This is a genomic window from Pseudomonas sp. Root562, assembly GCF_001427125.1.
Lineage (GTDB): Bacteria > Pseudomonadota > Gammaproteobacteria > Pseudomonadales > Pseudomonadaceae > Aquipseudomonas.
Genome location: NZ_LMGK01000023.1, coordinates 124,390 through 148,631, shown reverse-complemented (window position 1 = coordinate 148,631; position 24,242 = coordinate 124,390). Strand labels below are relative to the sequence as shown.

Annotated in this window: 24 protein-coding genes; 14 read left to right on the top strand and 10 right to left on the bottom strand. The window is 60.0% G+C overall.

Features of this window, described 5'->3' with window-relative positions:
- Positions 1 to 146: 146 nt before the first annotated feature.
- On the top strand, positions 147 to 1,079 hold the full coding sequence (yedA, locus tag ASD60_RS20255; RefSeq protein WP_056855723.1) for a drug/metabolite exporter YedA: 933 nt from the start codon (positions 147 to 149) through the stop codon (positions 1,077 to 1,079).
- Between the two features lie 78 nt (positions 1,080 to 1,157).
- Positions 1,158 to 2,495 carry a DEAD/DEAH box helicase gene (locus ASD60_RS20250; protein WP_056855722.1) on the top strand — a complete coding sequence of 446 codons (1,338 nt, stop codon included), beginning with the start codon at positions 1,158 to 1,160 and terminating at the stop codon, positions 2,493 to 2,495.
- 218 nt (positions 2,496 to 2,713) lie between these two features.
- Here ASD60_RS20250 and ASD60_RS20245 read toward each other — a convergent pair whose 3' ends face one another.
- Entirely contained in the window at positions 2,714 to 3,955 is a 1,242-nt protein-coding gene (locus ASD60_RS20245) for a TIGR03862 family flavoprotein (RefSeq protein WP_056855721.1), read from the bottom strand.
- 285 nt (positions 3,956 to 4,240) lie between these two features.
- The gene (locus ASD60_RS20240; protein ID WP_056855720.1) at positions 4,241 to 5,161 is read right to left on the bottom strand and encodes a histone deacetylase family protein; all 921 of its coding nucleotides are present in this window, start codon (positions 5,159 to 5,161) and stop codon (positions 4,241 to 4,243) included.
- Positions 5,162 to 5,238: 77 nt separating this feature from the next.
- On the opposite strand from ASD60_RS20240, the gene ASD60_RS20235 reads away from it, so the two are divergent.
- The 3 genes from ASD60_RS20235 (at position 5,239) to ASD60_RS20225 (ending at position 7,374) form a co-directional block, all read left to right on the top strand.
- The gene (locus tag ASD60_RS20235; protein ID WP_056855719.1) at positions 5,239 to 5,808 is read left to right on the top strand and encodes a GNAT family N-acetyltransferase; all 570 of its coding nucleotides are present in this window, start codon (positions 5,239 to 5,241) and stop codon (positions 5,806 to 5,808) included.
- Between the two features lie 106 nt (positions 5,809 to 5,914).
- Positions 5,915 to 6,784 carry an acyl-CoA thioesterase II gene (gene tesB, locus ASD60_RS20230; protein WP_056855718.1) on the top strand — a complete coding sequence of 290 codons (870 nt, stop codon included), beginning with the start codon at positions 5,915 to 5,917 and terminating at the stop codon, positions 6,782 to 6,784.
- Complete coding sequence (locus ASD60_RS20225) at positions 6,781 to 7,374, top strand: HAD family hydrolase (RefSeq protein WP_056855717.1); 594 nt, start codon at positions 6,781 to 6,783, stop codon at positions 7,372 to 7,374. Before tesB ends, ASD60_RS20225 begins: the two co-directional genes overlap by 4 nt.
- A 93-nt stretch (positions 7,375 to 7,467) precedes the next feature.
- Here the strand turns inward: ASD60_RS20225 and ASD60_RS20220 are convergent, their stop codons facing one another.
- The 4 genes from ASD60_RS20220 to ASD60_RS20205 form a co-directional block, all read right to left on the bottom strand.
- Positions 7,468 to 8,427: an alpha/beta hydrolase gene (locus ASD60_RS20220; RefSeq protein WP_056855716.1), complete on the bottom strand. Its 960-nt coding sequence runs from the start codon at positions 8,425 to 8,427 to the stop codon at positions 7,468 to 7,470.
- Positions 8,428 to 9,315: a KPN_02809 family neutral zinc metallopeptidase gene (gene ypfJ, locus ASD60_RS20215; RefSeq protein ID WP_056855715.1), complete on the bottom strand. Its 888-nt coding sequence runs from the start codon at positions 9,313 to 9,315 to the stop codon at positions 8,428 to 8,430. It abuts the gene before it with no gap.
- Positions 9,316 to 9,527: 212 nt separating this feature from the next.
- Complete coding sequence (locus tag ASD60_RS20210) at positions 9,528 to 10,361, bottom strand: aldo/keto reductase (protein ID WP_056855714.1); 834 nt, start codon at positions 10,359 to 10,361, stop codon at positions 9,528 to 9,530.
- Complete coding sequence (locus ASD60_RS20205) at positions 10,345 to 12,093, bottom strand: FAD-dependent oxidoreductase (RefSeq protein ID WP_056855713.1); 1,749 nt, start codon at positions 12,091 to 12,093, stop codon at positions 10,345 to 10,347. Before ASD60_RS20205 ends, ASD60_RS20210 begins: the two co-directional genes overlap by 17 nt.
- A 173-nt stretch (positions 12,094 to 12,266) precedes the next feature.
- Between ASD60_RS20205 and ASD60_RS20200 the strand changes: the two genes are divergently transcribed.
- The 4 genes from ASD60_RS20200 to ASD60_RS20185 all read left to right on the top strand — a co-directional run bounded on the left by ASD60_RS20200 (position 12,267) and on the right by ASD60_RS20185 (position 16,051).
- Positions 12,267 to 13,043 (top strand): IclR family transcriptional regulator, encoded by a 777-nt coding sequence (locus ASD60_RS20200; RefSeq protein WP_056855712.1) that lies wholly within the window; start codon positions 12,267 to 12,269, stop codon positions 13,041 to 13,043.
- 125 nt (positions 13,044 to 13,168) lie between these two features.
- Positions 13,169 to 14,224 carry a Gfo/Idh/MocA family protein gene (locus tag ASD60_RS20195; RefSeq protein ID WP_056855711.1) on the top strand — a complete coding sequence of 352 codons (1,056 nt, stop codon included), beginning with the start codon at positions 13,169 to 13,171 and terminating at the stop codon, positions 14,222 to 14,224.
- A 2-nt stretch (positions 14,225 to 14,226) separates the two neighbouring features.
- Positions 14,227 to 15,042, top strand: a complete 816-nt coding sequence (locus tag ASD60_RS20190; RefSeq protein WP_056855710.1) for a sugar phosphate isomerase/epimerase family protein — start codon at positions 14,227 to 14,229, stop codon at positions 15,040 to 15,042.
- A 130-nt stretch (positions 15,043 to 15,172) separates the two neighbouring features.
- Positions 15,173 to 16,051, top strand: coding sequence for a DMT family transporter (locus ASD60_RS20185; RefSeq protein ID WP_056855709.1), 879 nt, complete (start codon positions 15,173 to 15,175; stop codon positions 16,049 to 16,051).
- A 63-nt stretch (positions 16,052 to 16,114) separates the two neighbouring features.
- Here the strand turns inward: ASD60_RS20185 and ASD60_RS20180 are convergent, their stop codons facing one another.
- Positions 16,115 to 17,452: an MFS transporter gene (locus tag ASD60_RS20180; protein WP_056855708.1), complete on the bottom strand. Its 1,338-nt coding sequence runs from the start codon at positions 17,450 to 17,452 to the stop codon at positions 16,115 to 16,117.
- A 288-nt stretch (positions 17,453 to 17,740) separates the two neighbouring features.
- Between ASD60_RS20180 and quiC the strand changes: the two genes are divergently transcribed.
- Together quiC and ASD60_RS20170 are read left to right on the top strand one after the other, a co-directional pair.
- A complete protein-coding gene (quiC, locus tag ASD60_RS20175) occupies positions 17,741 to 19,642 on the top strand; it encodes a 3-dehydroshikimate dehydratase QuiC (protein ID WP_056855707.1) in 1,902 nt (633 codons plus the stop codon).
- 102 nt (positions 19,643 to 19,744) lie between these two features.
- Positions 19,745 to 20,422 (top strand): TetR/AcrR family transcriptional regulator, encoded by a 678-nt coding sequence (locus tag ASD60_RS20170; RefSeq protein WP_056855706.1) that lies wholly within the window; start codon positions 19,745 to 19,747, stop codon positions 20,420 to 20,422.
- Positions 20,423 to 20,458: 36 nt separating this feature from the next.
- Here the strand turns inward: ASD60_RS20170 and ASD60_RS20165 are convergent, their stop codons facing one another.
- From ASD60_RS20165 to ASD60_RS20155, 3 genes are all read right to left on the bottom strand, one after another.
- Positions 20,459 to 21,313 (bottom strand): shikimate dehydrogenase, encoded by an 855-nt coding sequence (locus ASD60_RS20165; RefSeq protein ID WP_056855893.1) that lies wholly within the window; start codon positions 21,311 to 21,313, stop codon positions 20,459 to 20,461.
- 5 nt (positions 21,314 to 21,318) lie between these two features.
- Positions 21,319 to 21,759, bottom strand: a complete 441-nt coding sequence (gene aroQ, locus ASD60_RS20160) for a type II 3-dehydroquinate dehydratase (protein ID WP_056855705.1) — start codon at positions 21,757 to 21,759, stop codon at positions 21,319 to 21,321.
- Between the two features lie 139 nt (positions 21,760 to 21,898).
- A complete protein-coding gene (locus tag ASD60_RS20155) occupies positions 21,899 to 22,810 on the bottom strand; it encodes a LysR family transcriptional regulator (RefSeq protein ID WP_056855704.1) in 912 nt (303 codons plus the stop codon).
- A 108-nt stretch (positions 22,811 to 22,918) separates the two neighbouring features.
- Between ASD60_RS20155 and ASD60_RS20150 the strand changes: the two genes are divergently transcribed.
- From ASD60_RS20150 to ASD60_RS20140, 3 genes are all read left to right on the top strand, one after another.
- On the top strand, positions 22,919 to 23,122 hold the full coding sequence (locus ASD60_RS20150; protein WP_056855703.1) for a tautomerase family protein: 204 nt from the start codon (positions 22,919 to 22,921) through the stop codon (positions 23,120 to 23,122).
- Between the two features lie 213 nt (positions 23,123 to 23,335).
- Complete coding sequence (locus ASD60_RS20145) at positions 23,336 to 23,764, top strand: hypothetical protein (protein WP_056855702.1); 429 nt, start codon at positions 23,336 to 23,338, stop codon at positions 23,762 to 23,764.
- A complete protein-coding gene (locus tag ASD60_RS20140) occupies positions 23,761 to 24,207 on the top strand; it encodes a DUF2442 domain-containing protein (protein WP_056855701.1) in 447 nt (148 codons plus the stop codon). The genes ASD60_RS20145 and ASD60_RS20140 overlap by 4 nt, the downstream gene beginning before the upstream one ends.
- Positions 24,208 to 24,242 lie beyond the last annotated feature (35 nt).

Here is a 24,242-nt window from a genome sequence, read left to right as displayed (position 1 = left end):
AAGGCCGACTTTCGAAAACACGGTTTATAGCGCTCAACTCCGTGTTTTGAAAAGTGTACCGGCGCTTTAAACAAGTTTTGTAACTTATTTTTCGTCGTCGGCCTTTCTAGAATAGCCGTTCACTTGTCTTGCCTGTGAGTCGTCCCATGCCTGGCCTACGTCGTTTCCCTTTACCGCTGATCGCAGCCTTTTTCGCGTTGTACGTGATTTGGGGGTCGACCTATCTTGTGATTCGCATTGGCGTGGAGTACTGGCCGCCGTTGCTGCTCGCCGGGATTCGCTTCGTTATTGCCGGGACCTTGATGTACGCCTATTTACGCTGGCGCGGCGCACCGGCACCGACCTGGGCGCAATGGAAAGCTGCCGGGATCATCGGGATTTTGCTGCTGGCCTGTGGCAACGGTGCGGTCACTGTGGCGGAACACACCGGCGTTGCTTCCGGCGTCGCAGCGCTGGCGGTGGCGACGGTGCCGCTGTTTACCTTGCTCTGCGGATATTTCTGGGGCGCACGTAATACCCGTCTCGAATGGGCCGGGATTGTGCTCGGGATAATTGGCATCGCCATGCTCAACCTGGGGTCCAACCTGCAGTCGAGCCCATTGGGTGCGGCGCTGCTGATTTTTGCAGCGGCCACCTGGGCCTTCGGTTCGGTGTGGAGCAAGCACTTGCCGCTGCCTCAAGGCGCAATGGCCAGCGCCGTGGAAATGCTGGTGGGCGGTGTCGTGTTGCTGATCGCCAGCGCCGTCAGCGGGGAACACCTGGAAAAGCTGCCGCCGATTGAAGGTTGGGCTGCGTTGGCCTACTTGACCGTGTTCGGTTCGATCATCGCCTTCAACGCCTACATGTACCTGTTGAAGCATGTGCGTCCGGCAGCGGCCACCAGTTATGCCTACGTCAACCCGGCAGTGGCAGTGTTGCTGGGGATTGTCTTCGTCGGCGAGACCATCGGTATCGAGGAAGCGCTGGCAATGGCGGTGATCATCAGCGCCGTGGTGCTGATTGGCCTGCCGCAGTGGCGCCGTACGCCAGAGCGGCCGGTGGTGGTGACGGCAGTACCGACAGAATCCCGTGTGAATTAGGGTAAACTGCGCGGCATTGCATCATGCTTTGCACACTTGCTTTGAACAACCCGCGCTGAATTTTCCTACGGTATTCCCATGACTTTCGCCACCCTTGGCCTGATCGAACCCTTGCTGCGCTCCCTTGAGACGCTCGGCTACCAGACTCCGACGCCGGTTCAGGCGCAAGCCATTCCGGCGGTGCTGGCCGGTCGCGACCTGATGGCCGCTGCCCAGACCGGCACCGGCAAGACCGCCGGTTTCGCGCTGCCGCTGTTGCAACTGCTGGCGATGGAAGGGCCGAAAGTCACTGCCAATTCGGTCCGCGCGCTGATCCTGGTGCCGACCCGCGAGCTGGCCGAGCAGGTGCACGAAGCCGTGCGCCAGTACGCCGAAAACCTGCCGTTGCGCACCTACGCGGTATACGGCGGCGTCAGCATCAACCCACAAATGATGAAGCTGCGCAGCGGCGTCGACCTGCTGGTGGCGACCCCGGGCCGCTTGCTCGACCTGTTTCGCCAGAACGCGCTGAAGTTCAACCAGCTGCAAACCCTGGTACTGGACGAAGCCGACCGCATGCTCGATCTAGGCTTTTCCGAAGAGCTGGCGAACATTTACCGCGCGCTGCCGAAGAAACGTCAGACGCTGTTGTTCTCCGCGACCTTCTCCGATGACATTCGCCTGCTGGCCGGGCAGATGCTCAACGACCCGCTGAGCATCGAAGTCAGCCCGCGCAACGTCGCAGCCAACACTGTTAAGCAGTGGATCGTGACGGTGGACAAAAAGCGCAAGCCGGAACTGTTCGTGCACCTGATGCGCAAGGGCAAGTGGAAGCAAGTGCTGGTGTTCGCCAAGACCCGCAACGGCGTGGACGCGCTGGTGGAAAAACTTCAGGGTCTGGGCATCAACGCCGACGGCATCCACGGTGACAAACCCCAGGCGACTCGTCAGCGTGCACTGGATCGTTTCAAGGCGAGTGAAGTGCAGATCCTGGTCGCGACAGACGTCGCAGCCCGTGGCCTGGACATCGAAGACTTGCCGTTGGTGGTCAACTTCGACTTGCCGATTGTCGCTGAGGACTACATCCACCGCATCGGCCGTACCGGCCGCGCGGGCTCGACCGGCGAGGCGATTTCCCTGGTGTGTGCCGATGAGGTGAATCTGCTGTCGGCCATCGAGATGTTGACCCGTCAGACCTTGAAGCGTCAGAACGAACCGGACTTCGAACCCGAGCACCGCGTGCCGGACACCGATGCCAGTGGCCAGGTGATCAAAAAGCCGAAGAAACCGAAGAAGCCAAAGGCTTCGGGTGGTGGCGGCAAGCGCAATCTTGGCAAGTGGGTGGACAGCGGGGAAGTTGCTCCAGCGGAACCTTCGATCAAGCCTGTGCGAAAAGTCCCGGTGTTCAATACCGGGCCGCGCAAGCGTAAGCCTTGACCCTGTAATGATCGTTCCCACGCTCTGCGTGGGAATGCCTCTACGGACGCTCCGCGTTCGGCTTGAAAAGGGACGCAGAGCGTCCCAGGCTGCATTCCCACGCAGAGCGTGGGAACGATCAAGGAACGATCAAGGAACGATCAAGGAACGATCAAGGAACGATCAAGGAACGATCAAGGAACGATCAAGGAACGATCAAGGAACGATCAAGAAGATGCTTAACCCTTGCGCCGCAACCACTCCACCATCCCGATCCCCGCCGCCCGTCCACTGGCGAAACACGCGGTGAGCAGATAGCCGCCCGTCGGCGCTTCCCAGTCCAGCATCTCTCCGGCGCAAAACACCCCAGGCATTTGCTTGAGCATCAAGCGCTCATCCATCGCTTGGAACAACACACCACCGGCACTGCTGATGGCTTCGTCCAATGGCCGCGTTTTCACCAGTGTCAGCGGCAATGCCTTGATGGCGTTGGCCAGCAGGGCTGGATTGGCGAAGGTTTCGGCGGTGGTCAATTCTCGCAATAGCGCCGCTTTCACCCCGTCGATGCCCAACTGACTGTGCAGATGCTTGGCCATCGACCGCGAGCCACGGGGTTTGCTCAGGGCTGCCTGAACTTTATCCACAGGCCGGCCGGGCAACAGATCGATGTGGATGGTTGCCGAACCGTGCAGGTTGATCGCCTCGCGAATCGGCGCCGACAGGGCGTAGATCAAGCTGCCCTCGATGCCGGTGGCGGTAATCACACATTCGCCGAGCCGTGGCACGTCGTCGTTGAGGCCGATAGCGATGTTTTTCAGCGGGGTGCCGGCGAATTTGCTGACCATCAACGCGCTCCAGGCCTGCACCTCGAAGCCGCAATTGCTCGGTTGTAAGGGCGCCAGTCCGACACCGTGCTGCTCCAGCGCCAGCATCCACGCGCCATCCGAACCGAGGCGCGACCAACTGCCGCCGCCGAGGGCGAGCAGGGTCGCATCGGGTGTCAGGCTTTTATCGCCATCGGGGCTGGAAACGTTCAGGCTGCCGTCGGCATTCCAGCCGAGCCAGCGGTGACGGGTGTGGATAACTACACCACTGTCGCGCAGGCGTTTGAGCCAGGCGCGCAACAGCGGCGCGGCTTTCATGTCGGTGGGAAATACCCGGCCGGAGCTGCCGACGAAGGTGTCGATGCCCAGTTCATGAATCCACTGGCATAGCTGATCGGCGCCAAAGCCACGCAGCAACGGCGCCATGTGCGGTGCGCGTTCGGCATAGCGCGAGAGGAACGCCGGGTAGGCTTCGGAGTGAGTGATGTTCATGCCACCGACACCGGCCAGCAGAAATTTCCTGCCTACCGAGGGCATGCCGTCGTACAGGTCGACCTTGACCCCGGCCTGGCTCAACACTTCGGCCGCCATCAGCCCGGCAGGGCCGCCGCCGATGATGGCGACTTGGTAAGAGGAAGAGGTCGAGGATCGAGTCATGGAGAGCGCTGCGGTCTGACGGAATGAAGGCGGGCATTCTAGCAGCCCCGCCCCCTGTAGGAGCGAGCCTGCTCGCGATGGCGATCTGTCAGTTGACGAAGATGTTGAAAGTGCCGGCCTTATCGCGAGCAGGCTCGCTCCTACAGGGATTGTGGCGTTCCTCAAAAAGAGGTGGTCAAAAAGTGATCAGTGGTCTGTAGCCCATGCCCAGCATGGCCTGTAGTCCCTTTCACTCAGGTTATCCACAGGCGGTTCCACAGGCATTGTGGGTAAAGCATCCACAGGTCAGTGACAACCTGATGACTGCCAGACGCGTTGCGCACTGTGATGGAGTATGCCGTGACGTCGGGCCAGGGCGTGCCGGTCCTTGCTGTAGCCGCCGCCGATCACGCCGACCACCGGAATATCCCGGCCCAGGCAATGGCGCATCACGCTTTCATCGCGGGCGGCGACGCCTTCATCCGTCAGTTTCAGATAACCGAGGGCGTCATCCTTGTGCACATCGACCCCGGCGTCGTACAGCACCAGGTCGGGTTGATACAGCGGCAACAGGTAGTTGAGTGCATCGTCCACCACCTTCAGGTAATCGGCATCGCCCATGCCATTGGGCAGCGGAATGTCCCAATCGCTTTCAGCCTTGCGTGCAGGAAAATTCTTCTCGCAGTGCAGGGAAACGGTGATCGCCTCTGGAGTGTTGTGCAGAATCCGAGCAGTCCCATCGCCCTGATGCACGTCGCAATCGAAAATCAGCACCCGATTCACACGCCCGCTCTCCAGCAGGTAGTGGCTGATCACCGCCAGGTCGTTGAAGATGCAGAAACCCGCCGGGTAATCGTAATGCGCGTGGTGAGTGCCGCCGGCGAGGTGGCAGGCCAGCCCATGTTCCAGCGCTTGCTCGGCCGCCAGCAGCGAACCGCCGACCGCCCGCACCGTGCGCCGCGCCAGCGCTTCGCTCCAGGGAAGGCCAAGGCGCCGTTGATCTTCACGGGACAACTCGCCACTCATGTAGCGTTCGATATACGAAGGGTCATGGGCGAGGGCGAGAATCTCTGGCGGGCACAGTTGTGGGCGCAGCAGATCGGCGTCGCGGGTCAGGCCGCTGTCCACCAGGTGATCGCGCAACAGGCGAAACTTGTCCATCGGGAAGCGGTGATCCGCCGGAAACTCGGGGCTGTAGTCTTCGTGGTAGATCAACGGCAACGGCATGATGATTTCAATCGGGAATGAGAGACGGATCCTACCAGCGTTGTAGACTGGCGGCATGGAAATGGGGGGAGGGCACGATGGAGCCGATACTTGAACTGGCAAGCGCGCGATTGCTGATGCGCCAATGGCGTGATGACGATTTGCCGGAATTTGCCGCGATGTGCGTCGATCCTCAGGTCATGCGTTATTTTCCCGCACCCTTGAGCCGACTGGAAAGTGCTGAATTGATCGGGCGAGTCCGTGGCCATTTCGCCGAGCACGGTTTTGGCCTGTGGGCACTGGAGCGCAAGGATACCGGGCAATTCATCGGTTTCACCGGGCTGGGCGTGGTCGGTTTCGAGGCACCTTTTACCCCGGCCATCGAAATCGGTTGGCGCCTGGCTCGCGGGCACTGGGGCCTTGGCTACGCCAGCGAAGCGGCGTGGACCGCTCTGCGCTGCGGGTTTGACCGCTTGCTGCTGAGCGAAGTCGTGTCCTTTACCGCTGACAGTAATCTGCCGTCGCAAAAAGTCATGCAGGCGATTGGCATGCATCACGATCCGGCCGATGACTTCGATCACCCCAAGCTTGCCGTCGATCATCCCCTGCGTCATCACGTGTTGTACCGCATCAGCCGTGAACAATGGCTGCAAACCTTGCATGGATAACCTGACACGGACGTTTACAATGGACCCCATGTTGGCCCGGGCCAGAAACTGAATCGACCGCTGCAGCCAAGACTGCGCGGTATTGCGTTGTGTGAGGAGAGTCTGAATGAGCCAAGTGTTGGAAGATCTGGTCGACCTGCTGACGCTGGAACCGATCGAGGAAAACCTGTTCCGTGGCCGCAGCCAGGACCTCGGGTTTCGTCAGTTGTTCGGTGGCCAGGTGCTCGGGCAGTCGCTGTCGGCGGCCAGTCAGACTGTGGAAGAGGCGCGTCATGTGCATTCGATGCACGGTTATTTCCTGCGTCCGGGCGACGCGGGTTTGCCAGTGGTTTACCAGGTTGACCGGGTGCGTGACGGCGGCAGTTTCAGCACGCGGCGTGTGACGGCCATCCAGAAGGGCCACCCGATCTTCACGTGCAGCGCTTCGTTCCAGTACGACGAAGAAGGCTTTCAGCACCAGAGTGAAATGCCACAAGTGGTCGGCCCGGAGAATCTGCCGTCGGAGCTGGAGTTGACCCAGCAACGCGCGCACCTGATCCCCGAGAAAATGCGCGAAAAGCTGCTGTGCCCGAAGCCGATCGAATTCCGCCCGGTGACCGAGAAAGATCCCTACAACCCATTGCCATCGGACCCGATCAAATACGTCTGGTTTCGCGCCGACGGTGCCTTGATCGATTCCCCGGCACTGCATAAATACTTGCTGGCCTACGCTTCGGATTTCGGCCTGCTCGTGACGTCGATGCAGCCTCACGGCAAATCGGTCTGGCACAAGGACATGCAGGTCGCCAGCCTCGACCATGCGTTGTGGTTCCACGCCAACCTGCGCGCCGATGACTGGTTGCTTTACGCGATGGACAGTCCGTGGGCCGGCAATTCCCGCGGGTTTTCCCGTGGCAGCGTATTCAACCGCGCCGGACAACTGGTGGCCTCGGTCACGCAGGAAGGTTTGATCCGCCATCGCAAGGATTGGGCATGAGCCTGACCGACGTACGTCATTGGGTGTTCGACATGGACGGCACCCTGACGGTGGCCGTGCATGATTTCGCGGCGATTCGCGTGGCATTGGCGATCCCCGCGCAAGACGACATCCTGACCCACCTGGCCGCGCTGCCCGCCGAGGAAGCAGCGGCCAAACACGCCTGGTTGCTGGAACATGAACGGGATCTGGCGCTGGGTTCGAAACCGGCGCCGGGCGCGGTAGAACTGGTGCGTGAGTTGGCCGGACGTGGTTATCGCCTGGGGATTCTGACGCGCAATGCCCGTGAGTTGGCGCACGTTACGCTTGAGGCGATCGGCCTGGCCGACTGCTTTGCAGTCGAGGATGTGCTCGGTCGCGATGAGGCCCCACCAAAGCCGCATCCCGGTGGTTTGCTCAAGCTGGCCGAGGCCTGGAGTGTGTCGACCAGCCAGATGGTGATGGTCGGTGACTACCGTTTTGATCTGGACTGCGGACGGGCAGCGGGGGCGCGTACGGTATTGGTGAATCTGCCGGATAATCCGTGGCCGGAATTGACCGACTGGCATGCGGTGGATTGTGTCGAGTTGCGGCAGATGCTTTCGGCTTGAACGCCTCATCGTGAGCAGGCTCGCCCTACAGTTGATCGCATTTCATTGTAGGAGTAAGCCTGCTCGCGATGGCGTCAAATCAGACAACAAGACTCATCGCCCGAATAACGCCTTCTGCCCCTCAGGCGACGTAAACATCCCGTCCCCGTTATGCCCGACCCCGGGGACTTCAATCAGCTGCTGATCCAGCCCTCGCGGCTTCAGCCGCTTCAGATAATTAAAGTAAAAACGCCCTCGGGCCAGTCGATTCGGGCCCTGGGCCTTGGCTTCGCAGCTTTTATCCAGCGCCGGGTGGTTCGGGTCGATGTCCTGCTGCCCCAGCAAATAAACAACTTCACGCTTGAGGTATTTTTCCTGCAATTGCGCGGCGGTTTGTCCGTCGGCGTAGGCTGGTAGATCTGACAGGCCATACTTCCAGCGATTGAAGTCCGGGCACTTGGCATGGTTGAACGCTACCGGCCGGCGTTCATCGAAATAGGCATAGGAAGATGGGTTGGCGACCACGTAACGCAGCTTTACCCCGGCGCCTTCCAGTGCCGACTGATCGCGGCCCAGCAAAGCATAGTGCTGCACCACCTGTGCGCCGCCGGAGTGACCGGCGATCACGATTTCCTTCACATCCGCGAACTGCCGACGATCACTCAGCCGGGCGATGATTTCGTCCAGCGCCTCAAAGGAACTCATTCGAAACGGTGCCGTGGATTCACCGCCGGCCATCCATTCATTGCCTTGCCAGCGCAGGACGGTGTCAGCCACTGGGTGCTTTGCGACATCGGTTTCATCAAGGAACTGCGGGGCGATCACCAGGGTGGTTTCGCTTTGTCCGGCCAGTTCGGCAGCGCGCAGGCCGCTCTGCAAGTAGGTTTGCGCATTGCGCAACCGGCCATGGACGATGATCAATACGCGCTCTATTTTTGCCGGTGCCCGGCTGATGCCCACCGCCATTTCACCTGACTTCAACAGCAGGCGCCCGGGACTGAGCTCTTTGACCCCTTGCTCTTGAGCCTGGGACGTTGCACATGTGAACAGTAATACCAACAACCACTTCTTCATTTACAGATTTTTCGCCGCAAAGGTATCGCACTGGCCCACCTGGCCCTGAGCGAATCCGGTTTTGAACCAGCGCACCCGTTGCGCTGACGTACCATGGGTAAATGAGTCCGGCACGACACGGCCCTGACCCTGTTGCTGCAAACGATCGTCGCCAATGGCATTGGCAGCGTTCAATGCTTCTTCGATATCGCCCGGTTCCAGCCAGTTCAACCGTTGCTGCGCATGGTTGGCCCAGACACCGGCCAGGCAGTCAGCCTGGAGTTCCTGGCGTACCAGCAAACCGCCGTCGCCTTCCATTTGCCGACCCTGCTGGCGGGCTGTCTGAATTTTCGCGGAAACGCCGAGCAAGGTCTGCACGTGGTGTCCGACTTCGTGAGCGATCACGTAGGCTTGGGCGAAATCGCCAGCTGCGGAAAAGCGCTGTGACATCTCCTGGAAGAACGCCATGTCCAGATAGACCTTCTGGTCTGCAGGGCAATAGAACGGACCGGTCGCCGATGTCGCCATCCCGCAGGCCGAGTTCACCCGGTTGCTGAACAGTACCAGGGTCGGGTCCTTATATTGCCGCCCACCCTGCTGGAAAATCTGCTGCCAGGTGTCTTCGGTGTCGCCAAGGATCGAGCGCACGAATTCGGCGCCTTCATCCGTGGTCGGTGGGGCTTTGCGGGGCTGGGTGGTGGCGGGCGCCGATGTGTCGCCCATCTGGCCGGCCAGTTGTCCGAGAATCTGCATCGGGTCCTGGCCGGTGATCCAGCCGATTCCGACAATCAATACGATCGCGGTCAGGCTTAAGCCCTTGCCGCCACCAAAGCGCATCCCGCCACCGCCGGCACCCTCACTACGGGCATCGACCACGTTGTCGCTGCGTCGGCCTTTTTTCCATAGCATGTGGGAATCCTCTGATAATCCGTGCGATGAGTGTTGCTGCCAAGTGAGAGCGGCGCCAGTCCGGTCGTCCGGCTTTTCCTGCGCACGTCGGTGTTTCCGGCACTCCGTAACGGCTGCCGAGAACTGTTCAGGCTTGTATTGAACGCGGATAACCCATCGAATTCCGTTCTGCGATGGGTTTTTATCCAGAGGGTGATCGCCGGTCCCGCAAGTTATTCGTCGAACGCGTCCCACACGGGCGCAAAGTCCGGGCTGACCTGTCGCTGGCGTTTGGACAGGCTGGCGATCAAGGCACGGTCCTGATCATCCAGATTGATCATGAATGCCGCCAGGTTCGCCAGCTGATTGGCCTCGCTGCTGGCCTTGGGAATGGCCGCGACGTTCGATTGATCCAGCAACCATTTGAGCGCGACCTGGGTTGGCAGTGCTCCGTGTTTGGCGGCGATCTGCTGGATGGCAGGGATATCCGACACCTTGTTCCGTGCCAGCGGTGTGTAGGCCGTCAACGCCATGTCGTGTTGGCGAGCGTAGTCGAGCAGTGCGTTTTGTCCGAGCAACACGTGGTATTCGACCTGAATGGCTGACAGCGGCGCGCCCAGTTCTTCGATGACTTTGCGCAACAGCGGTAGAGGAAAATTCGCCACGCCGATGTTGCGTGCCAGCCCCTGTTCCTTGAGCGCCACCAGGGTTTCAATGGTGCGTGGCAAATCCCAATCGGTACTGGGCCAGTGGATCATGAACAAGTCGACGTAATCGGAACGCAGGGCCTTGAGGCTGCGGTCCATGGAATGACGCATCGCATCGGGTTGCAGTTGGTCCCACCAGACCTTGGTGGTGATGTGGATCTGGTGGCGAGGTGTCGGACTGTTCGCCACTGCCTGCCCGACAGCGTCCTCGTTGTTGTAGCCGGCTGCCGTGTCGATATGCCGGTATCCGAGCGCCAGGGCCTGCTCCACGGCGCGGGTGCACTCATCTGCAAGCATTGGCCAGGTGCCGAGGCCCAGTTTCGGCATGTTCAGACCTTGTCTGTTAACGATGTGCTGCATGATCGATCTCCTTTTCAAAAGCAGTGACGCCTGCGATGTGGCGTGCGGCGATGTAACCGAAGGTCAGCGCCGGGCCGATGTTGATGCCGCCGGCGGGGTAATGGCCACCCATGATGCTCGCCATGTCGCCGCCCGCCGCGTAGAGCCCTTCAATGGCCTGACCGGCGTGGTCCAGAACCTGCGCATGCGGGTTGACCTTGAGTCCTGCGAAAGTGCCAAAGCTTCCGGGCTGGACCTTCACGGCATAAAACGGCCCCTGTTCGATAGGCGCGACACAGGGGTTGGGGTGTTGCGACGCATCACCTTGTTTGCGGTTGTAAGGCGTCGAGCCACGGCCGAACTGCGGGTCTTCGCCATTGCGTGCGTGACGGTTGTAGTCCGACACCGTGGCGCACAAGCCGCTCGGATCAATGCCGCAGGCCGACGCCAATTCCTCCAGGGTGTTACCGGTTTTCAGATAGCCACTGCGGATGAAGGATGTCAGCGGCACAGGAAATGGCCGTGAAATCCCCAAGCCATAACGCCGCTGAAAACGATGATTGCAAATCAGCCAGGAGGCGACTTCTTCGCCTTGCGGCGCGGCGGCGACCATGGCCTTCACATAGTCGTAGTAACCGTTGGCTTCATTGACGAAGCGCTGGCCGTTGCTCAGTACGCCGATGATTCCGGGCTTGCCGCGCTCGATGATGTGCGGGAAATGACCAAGGCTGCCGTCGCCGTGCGGCACTTGCGACACCGGTGCCCAGGCCACGGGAGAGGCCATGTCGGCATTGATTTGTGCACCGACACTTTCGCCCAGTCGCAGGCCGTCACCGGACACACCGAGCGGTGGCAAGGCCAAATGTTCATGGCCGGTCGGCGTGCGCGGAAACAGCGCTTTGCGCCGTTCGATGTCATTGGCGAAGCCGCCGGCCGCCAGCACCACGCCCTTGCGCGCCCGGATGCGCACCAAGCCTTTGCCTGTGCTGACGATCGCCCCGTGCACCTGATTGTTCTCACACAACAATTGGGTGACCGGCGCCGATTCCCAGAGCAGTACACCGAGGTCTTCGGCAGACTTTGCCAGACGCGCCACCAAGGCCACGCCGTTGACCAGTTGCATGGCACGACCATGCACGGCGAGATCGAACAAATGCCGGGTGAAGCGTCGGGTGACGTGCCACGCCGCTGACAGCGAGCGGGTCAGGTTGAGGAACGCCGTGAGGTCCGCGCCGGCCATGATCGGCATGCCCATGAAAGACGTTTCGCGCATTGTTTTACGTAAACGCTTGAGCAGTTTGCCGACATTTCTGGCATCAAACGGCGCTGCGATAACCGAGCGCCCCCCGGTCCCGGCACCAGGTGTGTCGCCGTGGATGTCGGCAATGGCATTGCCGTCGGCAAACTGCAACGAGGTGTGCTGTTCAAAGAACGCGACCATTCGCGGAGCGGCTTGAAGGAACGCGTCAATCATTGCCGGATCGTACTGGTCGCCCAATTCATGTTGCAGATAGGTGCGCGGTTGCTCAATGTCTTCGACGATGCCGGCACGCCGCGCCAATGGATTGCATGGCACCCAGGCCCAGCCTCCTGACCAGGCCGTGGCGCCGCCGAATACCGGGTCCTTCTCTACCACGATCACCTTCAGCCCGTGCCAGGCCGCAGTGACGGCTGCGGACAGGCCCGCCGCACCTGAGCCGACGATCAGCACATCGCAGTCGATGTCGGGAAAAATGTGCGAATCGGCAGGCATGGTGAGCACTCCGGTGTTGTTATTTTGGAATTTGATTCCAGAAAATATAAGAGTCTTCCTAAGGCGAGCAAGTGAAGGCTGCGTAAAGGGGGCGGTTATCGGACATACAGTTCCAGATTTCCCGTTCCGCGGGTTGTCTTCTAGAATCGAGCAAATTTTGCGTGGAAACTCCCATGGCCGGCAGTCAGATCGAACGTGTTTTCAGTGTGCTCGAAAGCCTCACCAGCGACCCTCGCGGTCTGCCAATGCAGACCTTGGCGGAGCAATTGGACATTCCCAAAAGCGCGACTCACCGCTTGCTCGCCGAGCTGATTCGGCTGGGTTACGTGCGGCAGAATCCGGAAAACTTGCGTTATCACTTGTCGACCAAACTGGTGGCTATGGGATTCCGATACCTGTCGAGCAGCGGCGCCGACATTGTGCAGCCGGTGCTGGACCGGTTGGCACAGGAAACCGGTGAACTGGTGCGACTGGGGGTGATCGAGGGCGAGCGCCAGACCTGGATCGCCAAGTCCCAGGGGGCTCGCTCGGGCTTGCGTTATGACCCTGACATGGGCCGTGATGCGCCCTTGTTTTATACCGCCTCGGGGCATGCGTGGCTGGCGTGCATGAGCGATGCCGAGGCCTTGTCGCTGGTGGAGCGCCAGGCGGCGGATCGGCCGCTGGAACCGGGGCCGAATGCGCCGCGTTCCAACATCGAATTGCTTGAGCGTTTGCGTCTGGCGCGGGAGCAGGGCTACGCCTGTGTCGAGGAAAGTTCGGCCGTAGGCACCTCAGCGATTGCCGCGGTGGTTCGCCATCCGGGGGACGGGCGGGTGATCGGCGTGCTCAGCATCGCCGGGCCCAGTGCACGGATGCCGGGCGCACGGTTGCATGAATTGGCGCCGTTGTTGTTGGCGTTTACCGAAGAGTTGTCGGCGGCGAGTCTGGCGTCGGAACTGTTCAGCTAAAACCGCCAATCGAGAAGCTGTGCGCTGTTCGAACACTTTCTGTACCGATCTGTGTAAGATTGTGGAACTCGGTTCTAAATTAATGGAATTCATTTTTCCAACAAGAACCACAAGAGGACCGCATCTTGAATTCGCCCCTTCGAATCGCGTTGATCGGCGCCGGCAACATGGGCCAGCAGCACTACCAGCATTTGAACTCCCTGAGTGAAGCGATCCTGTGCGCCGTCGCTGATCCCGGGCCGCAAGCGGCCGCTCTCGCGGCGCAATGGGGAGTCGGTTATTTCGCCGATCACCGTCAGATGCTGGAGCAGGCGAAGCCAGACGCGGTCATCATCGCCAACCCCAACACGTTGCATGTCAGTACTGCGCTCGACTGTCTGGCGGCGAACGTGCCGGTGCTGCTGGAAAAACCGGTGGGTGTGCACCTCGATGAAGCCCGGACGTTGGTGGCCGCTTCGAAAGCGAGCGGCGTTCCGGTGCTGGTGGGCCATCACCGGCGTCACAATCCGTTGATCGTCCGTGCCCATGAACTTATCCACAGCGGCGCGCTGGGCCGATTGACCACGGTCACGGCGCTCTGGCAATTGCGCAAGCCCGACAGTTACTTCGAAACACCTTGGCGCCGCGAGGCGGGTGCAGGAATGCTGTTGACCAATCTGATCCACGACCTCGATCTGCTGCGGCATTTGTGTGGCGAGGTGCGCCAGGTGCAGGCCATTACCAGCAACGCAATACGCGGGTTTGCCAACGAGGATTGCGCGGCGGTGCTGCTGCAATTCGACAACGGCGCGTTGGGTAGCCTGACCGGTTCCGATGCGGTGGCCGCGCCCTGGAGTTGGGAGTTGGGTTCGGGGGAGAACCCGGTGTATCCACGTCAGGCCGACCAGCCGTGTTATTTATTGGCCGGGACCGGCGGCGCGTTGAGCATTGCGCAACTCAAGCGTTGGCATTACAACGAAGTCGATGGCGGTTGGCACCAACCGTTGCTCGAAGCTCAGGAAGATGTCGTTGCCGATGAAGCCCTGCGTCTACAGTTGCAGCACTTCGTGCGGGTTGTGCGCCGAGAGGTCGAGCCGCTGGTGAGCGCCGCGGATGCCGCCCGCACGCTGGCATTGATCGAAGCCATTCGCGAGGCCGCCGAAACCGGTCGTGCCTGCGCACCGTCGCTGATCGAGGGCTGACCATGAGCGAACGAATCTTTTCCCTGGCCAGTCTGACGGTGCTGGAGCTTTCACCGCCGCAGATGGTCGAAGTCGCGGCGCGGGCCGGTTACAGCCACGTCGGTTTGCGCCTGGTGCCGGCGACGCCGGAGGAACATCATTTTGCCTTGGTGGCCGATGGCGATTTACGCCGCCAGACCTTGACCCGTCTGCGCGATACCGGCGTTCGTGTGCTGGATGTTGAAATCCTGCGTTTGAAACCGGACACCGTCGTCGCCGACTTCGAGAAAGTTCTGGCGGTCGGTGCCGAATTCGGCGCCAGTGAGTTGCTGGTCGCCGGTAACGATTCTGACGAGCAACGGCTGACAGAAAACTTCGCGCGGCTGTGTGATCTTGCAAAGCCCTACGGCCTGCATCCGCATCTGGAATTCATGCCCTGGACCGATGCGCGCAATCTGCAACAAGCCGTGCGTATCGTCGAGAATGCCGGGCGTGAAAACGGTGCGGTGCTGGTGGATGCATTTCACTTCGATCGTTCGGCATCGCAACTGGAAGATCTGGCCAGCGTTGCGCCTTCACGGTTACGGTATGCACAGTTGTGCGATGTTGCCGGGCCGCGACCGACCGACATGGCCGAGATTTTGCGTCAGGCGCGTAACGAGCGACGTTTTCCGGGGGATGGCGATTGTGATCTGCCGGGATTGTTGCGCTGTTTGCCGGCTAACATTCCACTGAGCCTGGAGATTCCCACTGTGCAGTTGCTGGAGCAGGGCGTGAGTGGGCTGGATCGGGCGCAGATGGCTTTGGATAAAACCCGGGAATTGCTGGCGCGGATTTGACTTGCTTTTGTGATGAGGGAGCTTGCTCCCGTTCGAGCGCGGAGCGGTCGCCGATGCTGTTTTGGGACTGCTGCGCAGTCCAGCGGGAGCCAGCTCCCTCGCCACATACCCATTTCACTAAGAGGCCTTCATGACCGTCAGCACCCCGCTCTCCGGCGTCAATCAGCCCTTCAAGGGGATCCTGCTGATCGTTGTCGCAACCTTCCTGTTTTCCAGTCACGACGCATTCTCGAAGTACCTCTCCGGTTTCTATCCGATTGTGATGGTGGTATGGGCGCGCTACGTGGTTCACACGTTGCTGATGGCCGGGATTTTCCTGCCGCAATCGGGGCTGCGGGTTCTGCGTACCAAGCGACCGCTGCTGCAATTGATTCGCGCACTGTGCCTGTTGGGCACCAGCCTGTTTTTCACCACCGGGTTGATGTACATCCCGCTGGCCGAGGCGACGTCGGTCAACTTCCTGGCACCGGTGCTGGTCACCGCATTGTCGGTGCCGTTGTTGGGCGAGCGGGTCACTCGCGGGCAATGGCTGGCGGTGATCTTCGGCTTCATCGGTGTATTGATCATCGTTCATCCCGGCGGTGATTTGTTTACCCCGGCAGTGTTGTTGCCATTCTGTTCGGCATTGTTTTTCTGCTTCTACCAATTGCTGACGCGCAAGCTCAGCGAGATCGACAGCCCGACCACCAGCAACTTCTTCGCCGGCCTGTGCAACACTTTGGTGATGAGCGCGCTGGTGCCGTTCTTCTGGCAGACGCCGAGCCTGGCGCACGGCGCGATGATGCTGGCGCTGGGTGCCTGCGGGATGACAGCGCACCTGTTCCTGACCCAGGCTTTCCGGCTTGCTGCGCCGGCATTGCTGGCACCGTTCAGTTACTGCCAGATCATCTTCGCCGGTCTGCTGGGCTGGTGGCTGTTTTCCCACACGCCGACCCTGACCACCGTGATCGGCATCGCCATTATTTGCTGCAGTGGCCTGGCAGCGGCCTGGCAGCAAAGTCGTCGCTGATAGCCCCTGAACAGCAGGCAAAAAAAAGCGCAGGCCCGATAGCGGGCCTGCGCCGAGGGAACATCAGTCTTCTACTGTCGGAATCTTGCGCGGTGCCATGAAGTACATCCAGGTCAGTGCAATGAAGTACATCGCCGGGATCAGGGTGAACAGCACGGTGTAGTTGTTGTTGGTGACCGTCAGGATGTGGCCGACCAACTGGGTCATGAACATCCCGCCAATGGCCGCACACATGCCGCCGAAACCGAACACCGTACTCATCATGTGCTTGGGCGTGTAGTCCATCACCAGACTCCAGATGTTGGCGGTCCAGGCCTGGTGCGCGCCGATGGCCAGAGAGATGGCGAACACTGCGACCCACAGGTTGCTGGAACCCGCCGCCATGACCACGCCGATGATGCAGCAGGCGAACAGGAACATCGACATCAGTCGCGCCTTGATCGGGTTGACACCGCGGCCGATCAGGAACGAAGAGAGGATGCCTCCGCCCACGCTGCCGAAGTCGGCAGTGAGGTAGATGATGATCAGCGGGATGCCCATCTGGGTCACGTTGATGCCCAGGTTGTATTGCTGATTGAGGAACGGTGGCAGCCAGTACAGGTAGAACCAGAACACCGGCGCGGTGATCGAGTAGGCGAGGGCAAAGGCCCAGGTGCCGCGCATGCGCAGGATTCGCGAGAACGGTACGCGGGTCTGTTCCGGTTCGACTTCATTCTGGATGTAGTCCAGTTCGGACTGTTTGACGCTCGGGTGATCTTCCGGGTTGAAGTACTTCAGGCCCCAGAACAGCAACCAGATACCGCCCAGTGCGGCCATGCACAGGAACGCGGCTTGCCAGCCCCAGACGTGCAGGATCAGCGGCAGCAGCATCGGCGTGAACATCGCACCGACGTTGGTACCGGCGTTGAAAATACCGGTGGCCACCGCACGTTCACCGGCCGGGAACCACAGGCGCGTGGTTTTCACGCAGGCCGGGTAGTTGGCGGCTTCAGTGAGGCCGAGAATGAAACGGCAGACCATGAAGCCGACAGCCGAAGTGGCCAGGCCGTGGGCACCGGTCGCCAGGCTCCAGAGCAGCACGGCGCAGAAGAACACGCGCTTGACGCCGACCCGGTCGATCAATCGGCCTTGCAGCACGAAGCCGATGGCGTAGCCGACCTGGAACCAGAAGTTGATGTTGGCGTAGTCCATCGCCGTCCAGCTCATTTCCTTGGCAAGGATCGGCTGCATGACGCCGAGGGCGGCGCGGTCGATGTAGTTCAGGGTGGTGGCGAAAAACACCAGCGCCAGCATGCCCCAGCGGGTTTTGCCGACCGCCATGGCACCACGGATTTTATCGCCGATGCCACCAGTGGCAGCGCTCATGGCCGGAGCCATGCGGGAGCTTTGAGTAGGAATCATGTGTACCACCCGTTTTTGAATTTGTTATGAGTGTTCTGGGTCGTCGAACAGTTTTTTGAACACGGCGACCGGTGGTTGGTTACCCGGCCTCAATGTGGGATTGATGTTGCGCAGTGAACAAAAAATCGTCAATTCGCCAACGGCCATTGTGTTCGATAATCGCACGCAAAACTAACCGGGTAGTACACTTTGAATTGATCAATGCACCGGCCCGCTCAATAATTCGCTCACTCTATTAAAAGCGGCGCAAATTCCCTGTAGCCGAAGCCTCCACCAGGAGTCGAAAACATGCAGCGTTCCATTGCCACCGTGTCCTTGAGCGGTACCCTGCCGGAAAAACTCGAAGCCATTGCCGCTGCCGGTTTTGACGGTGTCGAGATTTTCGAGAACGACCTTCTCTACTACGACGGCAGCCCTCGGGAAATTAAACAGATGTGCGCCGATCTCGGGATCGCCATCACCCTGTTCCAACCGTTCCGGGATTTCGAAGGCTGCCGCCGTGACCGCTTGTCGCGCAATCTGGAAAGGGCCGAGCGCAAGTTCGACCTGATGCAGGAACTGGGCACCGACCTGGTGCTGGTGTGCAGCAACGCCTCGGTTGACTCTGTGGGTGACGAACAGATTCTGGTCGATGACTTGCGCTTGCTGGCCGAGCGCGCCGGCGCACGAGGCCTGCGCATCGGTTACGAAGCGCTGGCCTGGGGCCGGCATGTGAACACCTGGCAGCAGGTGTGGAACATTGTCCGCCAAGCGGATCATCCAAGCCTCGGGGTGTTGCTCGACAGCTTCCATACGCTGTCGCTCAAGGGCGACCCGAGCGCCATCGCCGAGATTCCCGGCGACAAGATTTTCTTCGTGCAAATGGCCGACGCGCCGATCCTGGCCATGGATGTGCTGGAGTGGAGCCGACATTTCCGGTGCTTCCCGGGCCAGGGTGAGTTCGATCTGCCGGGCTTCCTCGCGCCGATCATCAAGAGTGGCTACACCGGCCCGCTGTCGCTGGAGATCTTCAACGACGGTTTCCGTGCCGCGCCGCCGCGGGCCAATGCTGCCGACGGTTTGCGCTCGTTGCTTTACCTTGAAGAGAAAACCCGCCAGCGCCTGGAACAGCAAGCCAAGCCATCGAGCAACCTCGACATTCTGTTCGAAACACCGAAGGCCAGCGAATACAACGGCATCGAGTTTCTCGAATTTGCCGTGGACGAAAGCCTCGGCGCCAAGCTATCCCATTGGCTGGAGCGTTTGGGTTTCGTCAAGGCAGGCCAGCATCGCTCCAAGAGCGTCAGCCTGCTGCGCCAGGGCGACATCAACCTGATCCTCAACTCCGAGCCGTACTCGTTCGGCCACAGTTTCTTCGAGGCGCACGGGCCGTCACTGTGCGCCACCGCCGTGCGGGTCAAGGACAGCGCCAGTGCGCTGGCCCGGGCCGTGGCTTACAAAGGCCAGCCCTATCGCGGGCTGGTCGGGCCGAACGAACTGGAGCTGGCCGCCGTGCGGGCGCCGGACGGCAGCCTGATTTACCTGGTCGACCAGCAGGCCGACGTCTACGGCACTGACTTCAATCTGTTCCCGGATGCGCAGACCGCTGGCGGCCTCAAGCGCATCGACCACATGGCCATGGCGCTGCCGGCCGACAGCCTCGACAGTTGGGTGTTGTTCTACAAGAGCCTGCTGGACTTCGAAGCCGATGACGAAGTGGTGCTGCCCGATCCCTACGGCCTGGTGAAAAGCCGTGCACTGCGCAGCCGCGACAGTTCGATTCGCCTGCCGCTGAACATTTCCGAAAACCGCAACACGGCCATCTCACATGCGCTGTCGAGTTATCGCGGCTCCGGCGTGCATCACATTGCGTTTGATTGCGACGATATCTTCGCCCAGGTCAGCCGCGCCAAAGAGGCAGGCGTGCCGCTGCTGGATATCCCGCTCAACTACTACGATGACCTGGCAGCCCGTTTCGATTTCGACGACGAGTTTCTCAGCGAGTTGGCCTATTACAACGTGCTGTACGACCGCGATGCCCAGGGTGGCGAGCTGTTTCACGTCTACACCGAGCCGTTCGAAGGACGCTTCTTCTTCGAAATCATCCAGCGCAAGAACGGTTATGCCGGTTACGGCGCGGCCAACGTAGCAGTGCGTTTGGCCGCCATGGCCAAATCCCGAAGCGGCGCCGTACGCCAGGCAAAGTTGTAGGAAAATAGTAAACACGCCGACAAACCGCTGCCGCACGGCTTCCTTCGCTGTGCGGCGCGGCTCATAATCGCCAGCCTGTGCAGTGATGGCCGTGAGCCCGCAATGACAATAACCTCAGAACTCTCCGCAGCGCCCGAGCAACCCCTGGCCGAGCCGCGCAAGAGTCGCAAGAACAACCCGGAAAAAACCCGCGAGAACATCCTTCAGGAAGCGATTGTCGAGTTCGTTCAACAAGGCCTGTCCGGGGCTCGCGTCGATGCTATCGCCGAGCGCATCCACACCTCCAAGCGCATGATCTATTACTACTTCGGCAGTAAGGAACAGCTCTACGTCGAAGTGCTGGAAAAGCTCTACGGCGATATCCGCAACACCGAAAACCGCCTGCACCTGACTGAGCTGGCGCCGGTAGAGGCGATTCGACGCCTGGTGGAATTCACCTTCGATCACCATGATCGCAACGTCGATTTCGTGCGCATTGTCAGTATCGAGAACATTCACAACGCCGAGTATGTGAAGCGCTCCGATGCCATCAAGGCGATGAACAACACCATCCTCGATTCACTGGGCGAGATTCTGCGTCGCGGCGCCGAGCAAGGGCTGTTCCGCACGGGGCTTGATCCGTTGGATGTGCATTTGCTGATCAGTTCGTTCTGCTTCTATCGCGTGTCGAACCGTCATACCTTTGGCGAAATCTTTCAGATCGACCTGCCGGATGAACGCATCAAGCAGCGCCATCGCGAGATGATTTGCGAGTCGGTCCTGCGGTATCTGCAGGCCTGATGCGGGCGAGGGGGCTAACCCCCTCGCCAGATCCGATCAACCATTCATGCTCTGAAAATGCGCCAGCATTCGCTGCGCATCCGGCACCACGCCGCTGAACAACTCAAATGCCTTCACCGCCTGGAACACTGCCATGTTGCCGCCATCGAGTGTCCGGCAACCCAGCGCGCGGGCGTTGCGCAGCAGTTCGGTTTCCAGCGGGAAATACACAATTTCCGCCACCCACAATTCAGCACGCAGCAACTCCACCGGCACCGGCATCCCCGGCAGCTTTTTCATGCCCATCGGCGTGGTATTCACCAGGCCGTTGGCCTCGCCCAAAGCCAGCGCCAGGTCATGACCGGCCACTGCGCGACCGCTGCCAAAATGTTGATTGAGATTGTCAGCCAGGCTCTGGGCGCGGCTGATTTCCACATCGAAAATACTCAGCTGTTGTACGCCTTCACTCAATAGCGCGTGGGCCACCGCCGCACCCGCACCACCGGCGCCCATCTGCACCACGCGCTCGACGGCTACACCTTGCAAGCCTCGGCGAAATCCCTCGGCAAAACCCAGGCAATCGGTGTTGTGGCCGATGCGTTTGCCATCCTTGAACACCACAGTGTTTACCGCGCCGATGCCGCGGGCTTCCGGCGACAATTCGTCGAGCAGCGGGATGATCGCCTGCTTGCACGGGAACGTGATATTCAGCCCGGTGAAATTCATGCGTTCGGCAGCCAGCAACAGGTCGGGCAGGGCATTGCTGTCGAGTTGCAACTGATCGAGGTCGATCAGGCGATAGAGATAACGCAAGCCTTGGGCGTCGCCTTCATGCTCGTGCAATGTCGGGGTGCGCGAAGCCTGGATGCCGGCGCCGATCAGTCCGGCCAATACCGCTTTGTTCTGGCTCACGATGCTCACCCTTTCAAACGTTGACTGAAGTGTTCAAGCGCCAGGCGATAGCCATGGCTGCCAAAACCCGCCATCACCGCCGTGGCAATGGCTGACACAAAGGAGTGGTGGCGGAAGGCTTCACGGGCGTGGACGTTGGACAGGTGGACTTCAATCACCGGCAACTCGCTGGCGACCAACGCGTCGCGAATCGCTACCGACGTGTGAGTCCAGGCAGCCGGGTTGATCACGATCCCGGCGCAGCGGCCGCGGGCGGCGTGAATCCAGTCGAGCAATTCGCCTTCATGGTTGGTCTGGCGAAACTCCACCTTCAGGCCGAATTCTTCGCCGGCCCGACCGCACAAAGCAGAAATATCAGCCAGGGTTTCGTGGCCGTAGGTGGCCGGTTCGCGAGTGCCGAGCAGGTTCAGATTCGGGCCGTTGAGCACCAGAATGATGGGGGCCATCAAAATATCTCCACTTATTATTTTTGGCTTTGGCCGTAGGTTTCGACCTGTGGAGATAAATTGTACTAGATGGTTAATTCGGTCAATTGAAGCGACAGCTCCCTGGCTTAATGTGTGCGGTGATCGGACGCTTTCGCGATCAGCGGGGCAAATGCTCTACCAGAAAGTCGATAAATGCCCGTAACCGCAGTGGCACATGTCGGCTTTGCGGATACAGCAACGTAAACGGTCGCGAGCGTCCTCCGTATGGCTTGAGCACTTCTACCAAGGAGCCTTCGGCCAATTCTTTTTCGACGATGAAGCGATAGGTCTGGAACAGACCGGCGCCATGTTTTGCCAGGGTCACGCCGCCCAGTACATCATCGGAGCAAACGAAATTGCCCTCCGCCAGAATCTCGCGTTGATCACCGTTGTCATTGAACAGCCAGGCAATGCGCCGACCACTGCTGGGCAGTTCGTATTGGATGCATTCGTGCTGCTGCAAATCGTCGAGGGTTTGGGGCGTGCCGGCGTGCTTGAGGTACTCGGGGCTGGCAATCATCACCAGCTCGGCGTCCTCTAACGGCCGGGCGATCAAACCGGAATCCGGAATCGCCCGCACTCGAATGGCCAGGTCGTAGCCCTCGCCAACGAAGTCGATATTGCGATTGCTGATGTGCGACTCGACCTTCACCGCCGGAAAACGCGCACGAAAGGCCGGCATCAGCGGCAGGATCCGATGGTGGGCGTAAGTGGTCGGGATGCTGATACGCAGCGTGCCGGACGGCACTTGCTGTTGGCCCATGACTTCGCGCTGGGCTTCTACCAACTGGGCCAGTGCCTGTCGGCATTCCTCGTAGTAGCGTCGGCCGCTGTCGGTCAGTTTGACGCTGCGGGTGGTGCGCGCAAACAGTCGCACGGCCAGACGCTCTTCCATGCGCGACACCGAGCGGCTCACCGCAGCCGGCGTGACGCCCGCCACCAGCGCCGCAGCCGTGAAGCTGCCGGCCTCGGCGGCCAGACAAAACAGCTCGATGCTGCCCAACTGTAGATCGTCGAATTGTCGCTGCATGATTGGTTACACCGGGGATCAGATAAAGTATTTTGCAAACTGTTTAGCAGGCTCGATTGTACAAATAAAGTGATAAGCCTTCGTTAATCAACGATCAGGAGCAGCGCCATGCCTTTCGTCAGCGTGCGTATCACCCGTGAGGGCGTTACCTCGGAGCAAAAAGCCCAGGTTATCGCGGAAATCACCGAAACCCTGCAGCGGGTTCTCGGCAAGCCTCCAGAATGGACTCACATCGTCATCGAGGAAGTCGACACCGATAATTGGGGACATGCCGGACTCACGGTGACCGAACAACGTAAGCAGCCAGGCTGATTGATCTCGCTTACAAAACAAGCCGTCATCAAGGCGGCTTTTGTGGGTGCATGGAAAGGAATGCTTACGATTCTCCAGCTCTACCCATCAAGTCTGAAGTGGATCTGCGCACTAGTCTCTGAGATGCATTGCCAATTCGATGCTCAGCGCCAGCGGTCGGATTTTCAGGGAAAGTCGAGTCTTCGGATTCATTAACCTAACGGATGGGTTAGCATGAGATTGTTCAGCTACAAAGGGTTGTCAATGGTGATCATGTTGCGCGATGAACATTGCCCACCGCATGCACATGTGGATGCAGGAACCTGGAGTGCGCGCTTCAAATTCAGCTTCTGGCACAACAGTGTCGAGCTGTGGGACGTGAATCCTCATTCACGCAGGCCACCGGTGTCGGTACTGGAAGGCTTGCGTCATGCGCTCGAACAACCCGCTCATATGCGCCGCGCTCGGTGTATCTGGTGGGAAAAGTTGCACACGGTGTGCCTCGATCATCAGATCTGGGACTGGCAAACCAGCGAAGTCGTGTTGGTAAAAAGGATCGCGAGTACGACAGGGATGATTGGCTCGGCTTGCTACGAGCCTGAGACGAATAAGACCCTGCTGGCGCTGATTGGCGTTCCAGAGGGCGTGGAGATTCAGCTATGAAAACGATACGGGCAGGAACGCTGGCTGATCGGTCCGTAACCGATGCGGTGCTGGATGAAGCCATCCAGCGTGGGCAAGTGCGCCACAAAAACGGTTTGCGGGCGACTTCGGTGACTTATGTAGAACCTTGTCTGGCGGTCAGTTTCATAGATGGAAGTGGCGTGCTGTTACCCGTACAGCACTATCCGGAATTCGATGAGTTTGACGTCGAGGATTTCGCGGATCTGAAAGTCGGCTTTTCCGGGACTGCTCTCTGCCATGAAGGCAAGGATCTACACGTTTCCATCGCCGGAATGATTAGCGCAAGCAAGCCGTTGATGGACATGGCCGCCTCGGTCATTGCCTCGCGGAATGGCCGCCAGAGCAGCGCCGCCAAAGCCGAGGCTGCGCGGGCGAATGGCCGTAAGGGCGGGCGTCCGCGCAAGGCAGATGTCACCGATTGAGCACGCACAAAAAAGCCGTCGTACTGACGGCTGTT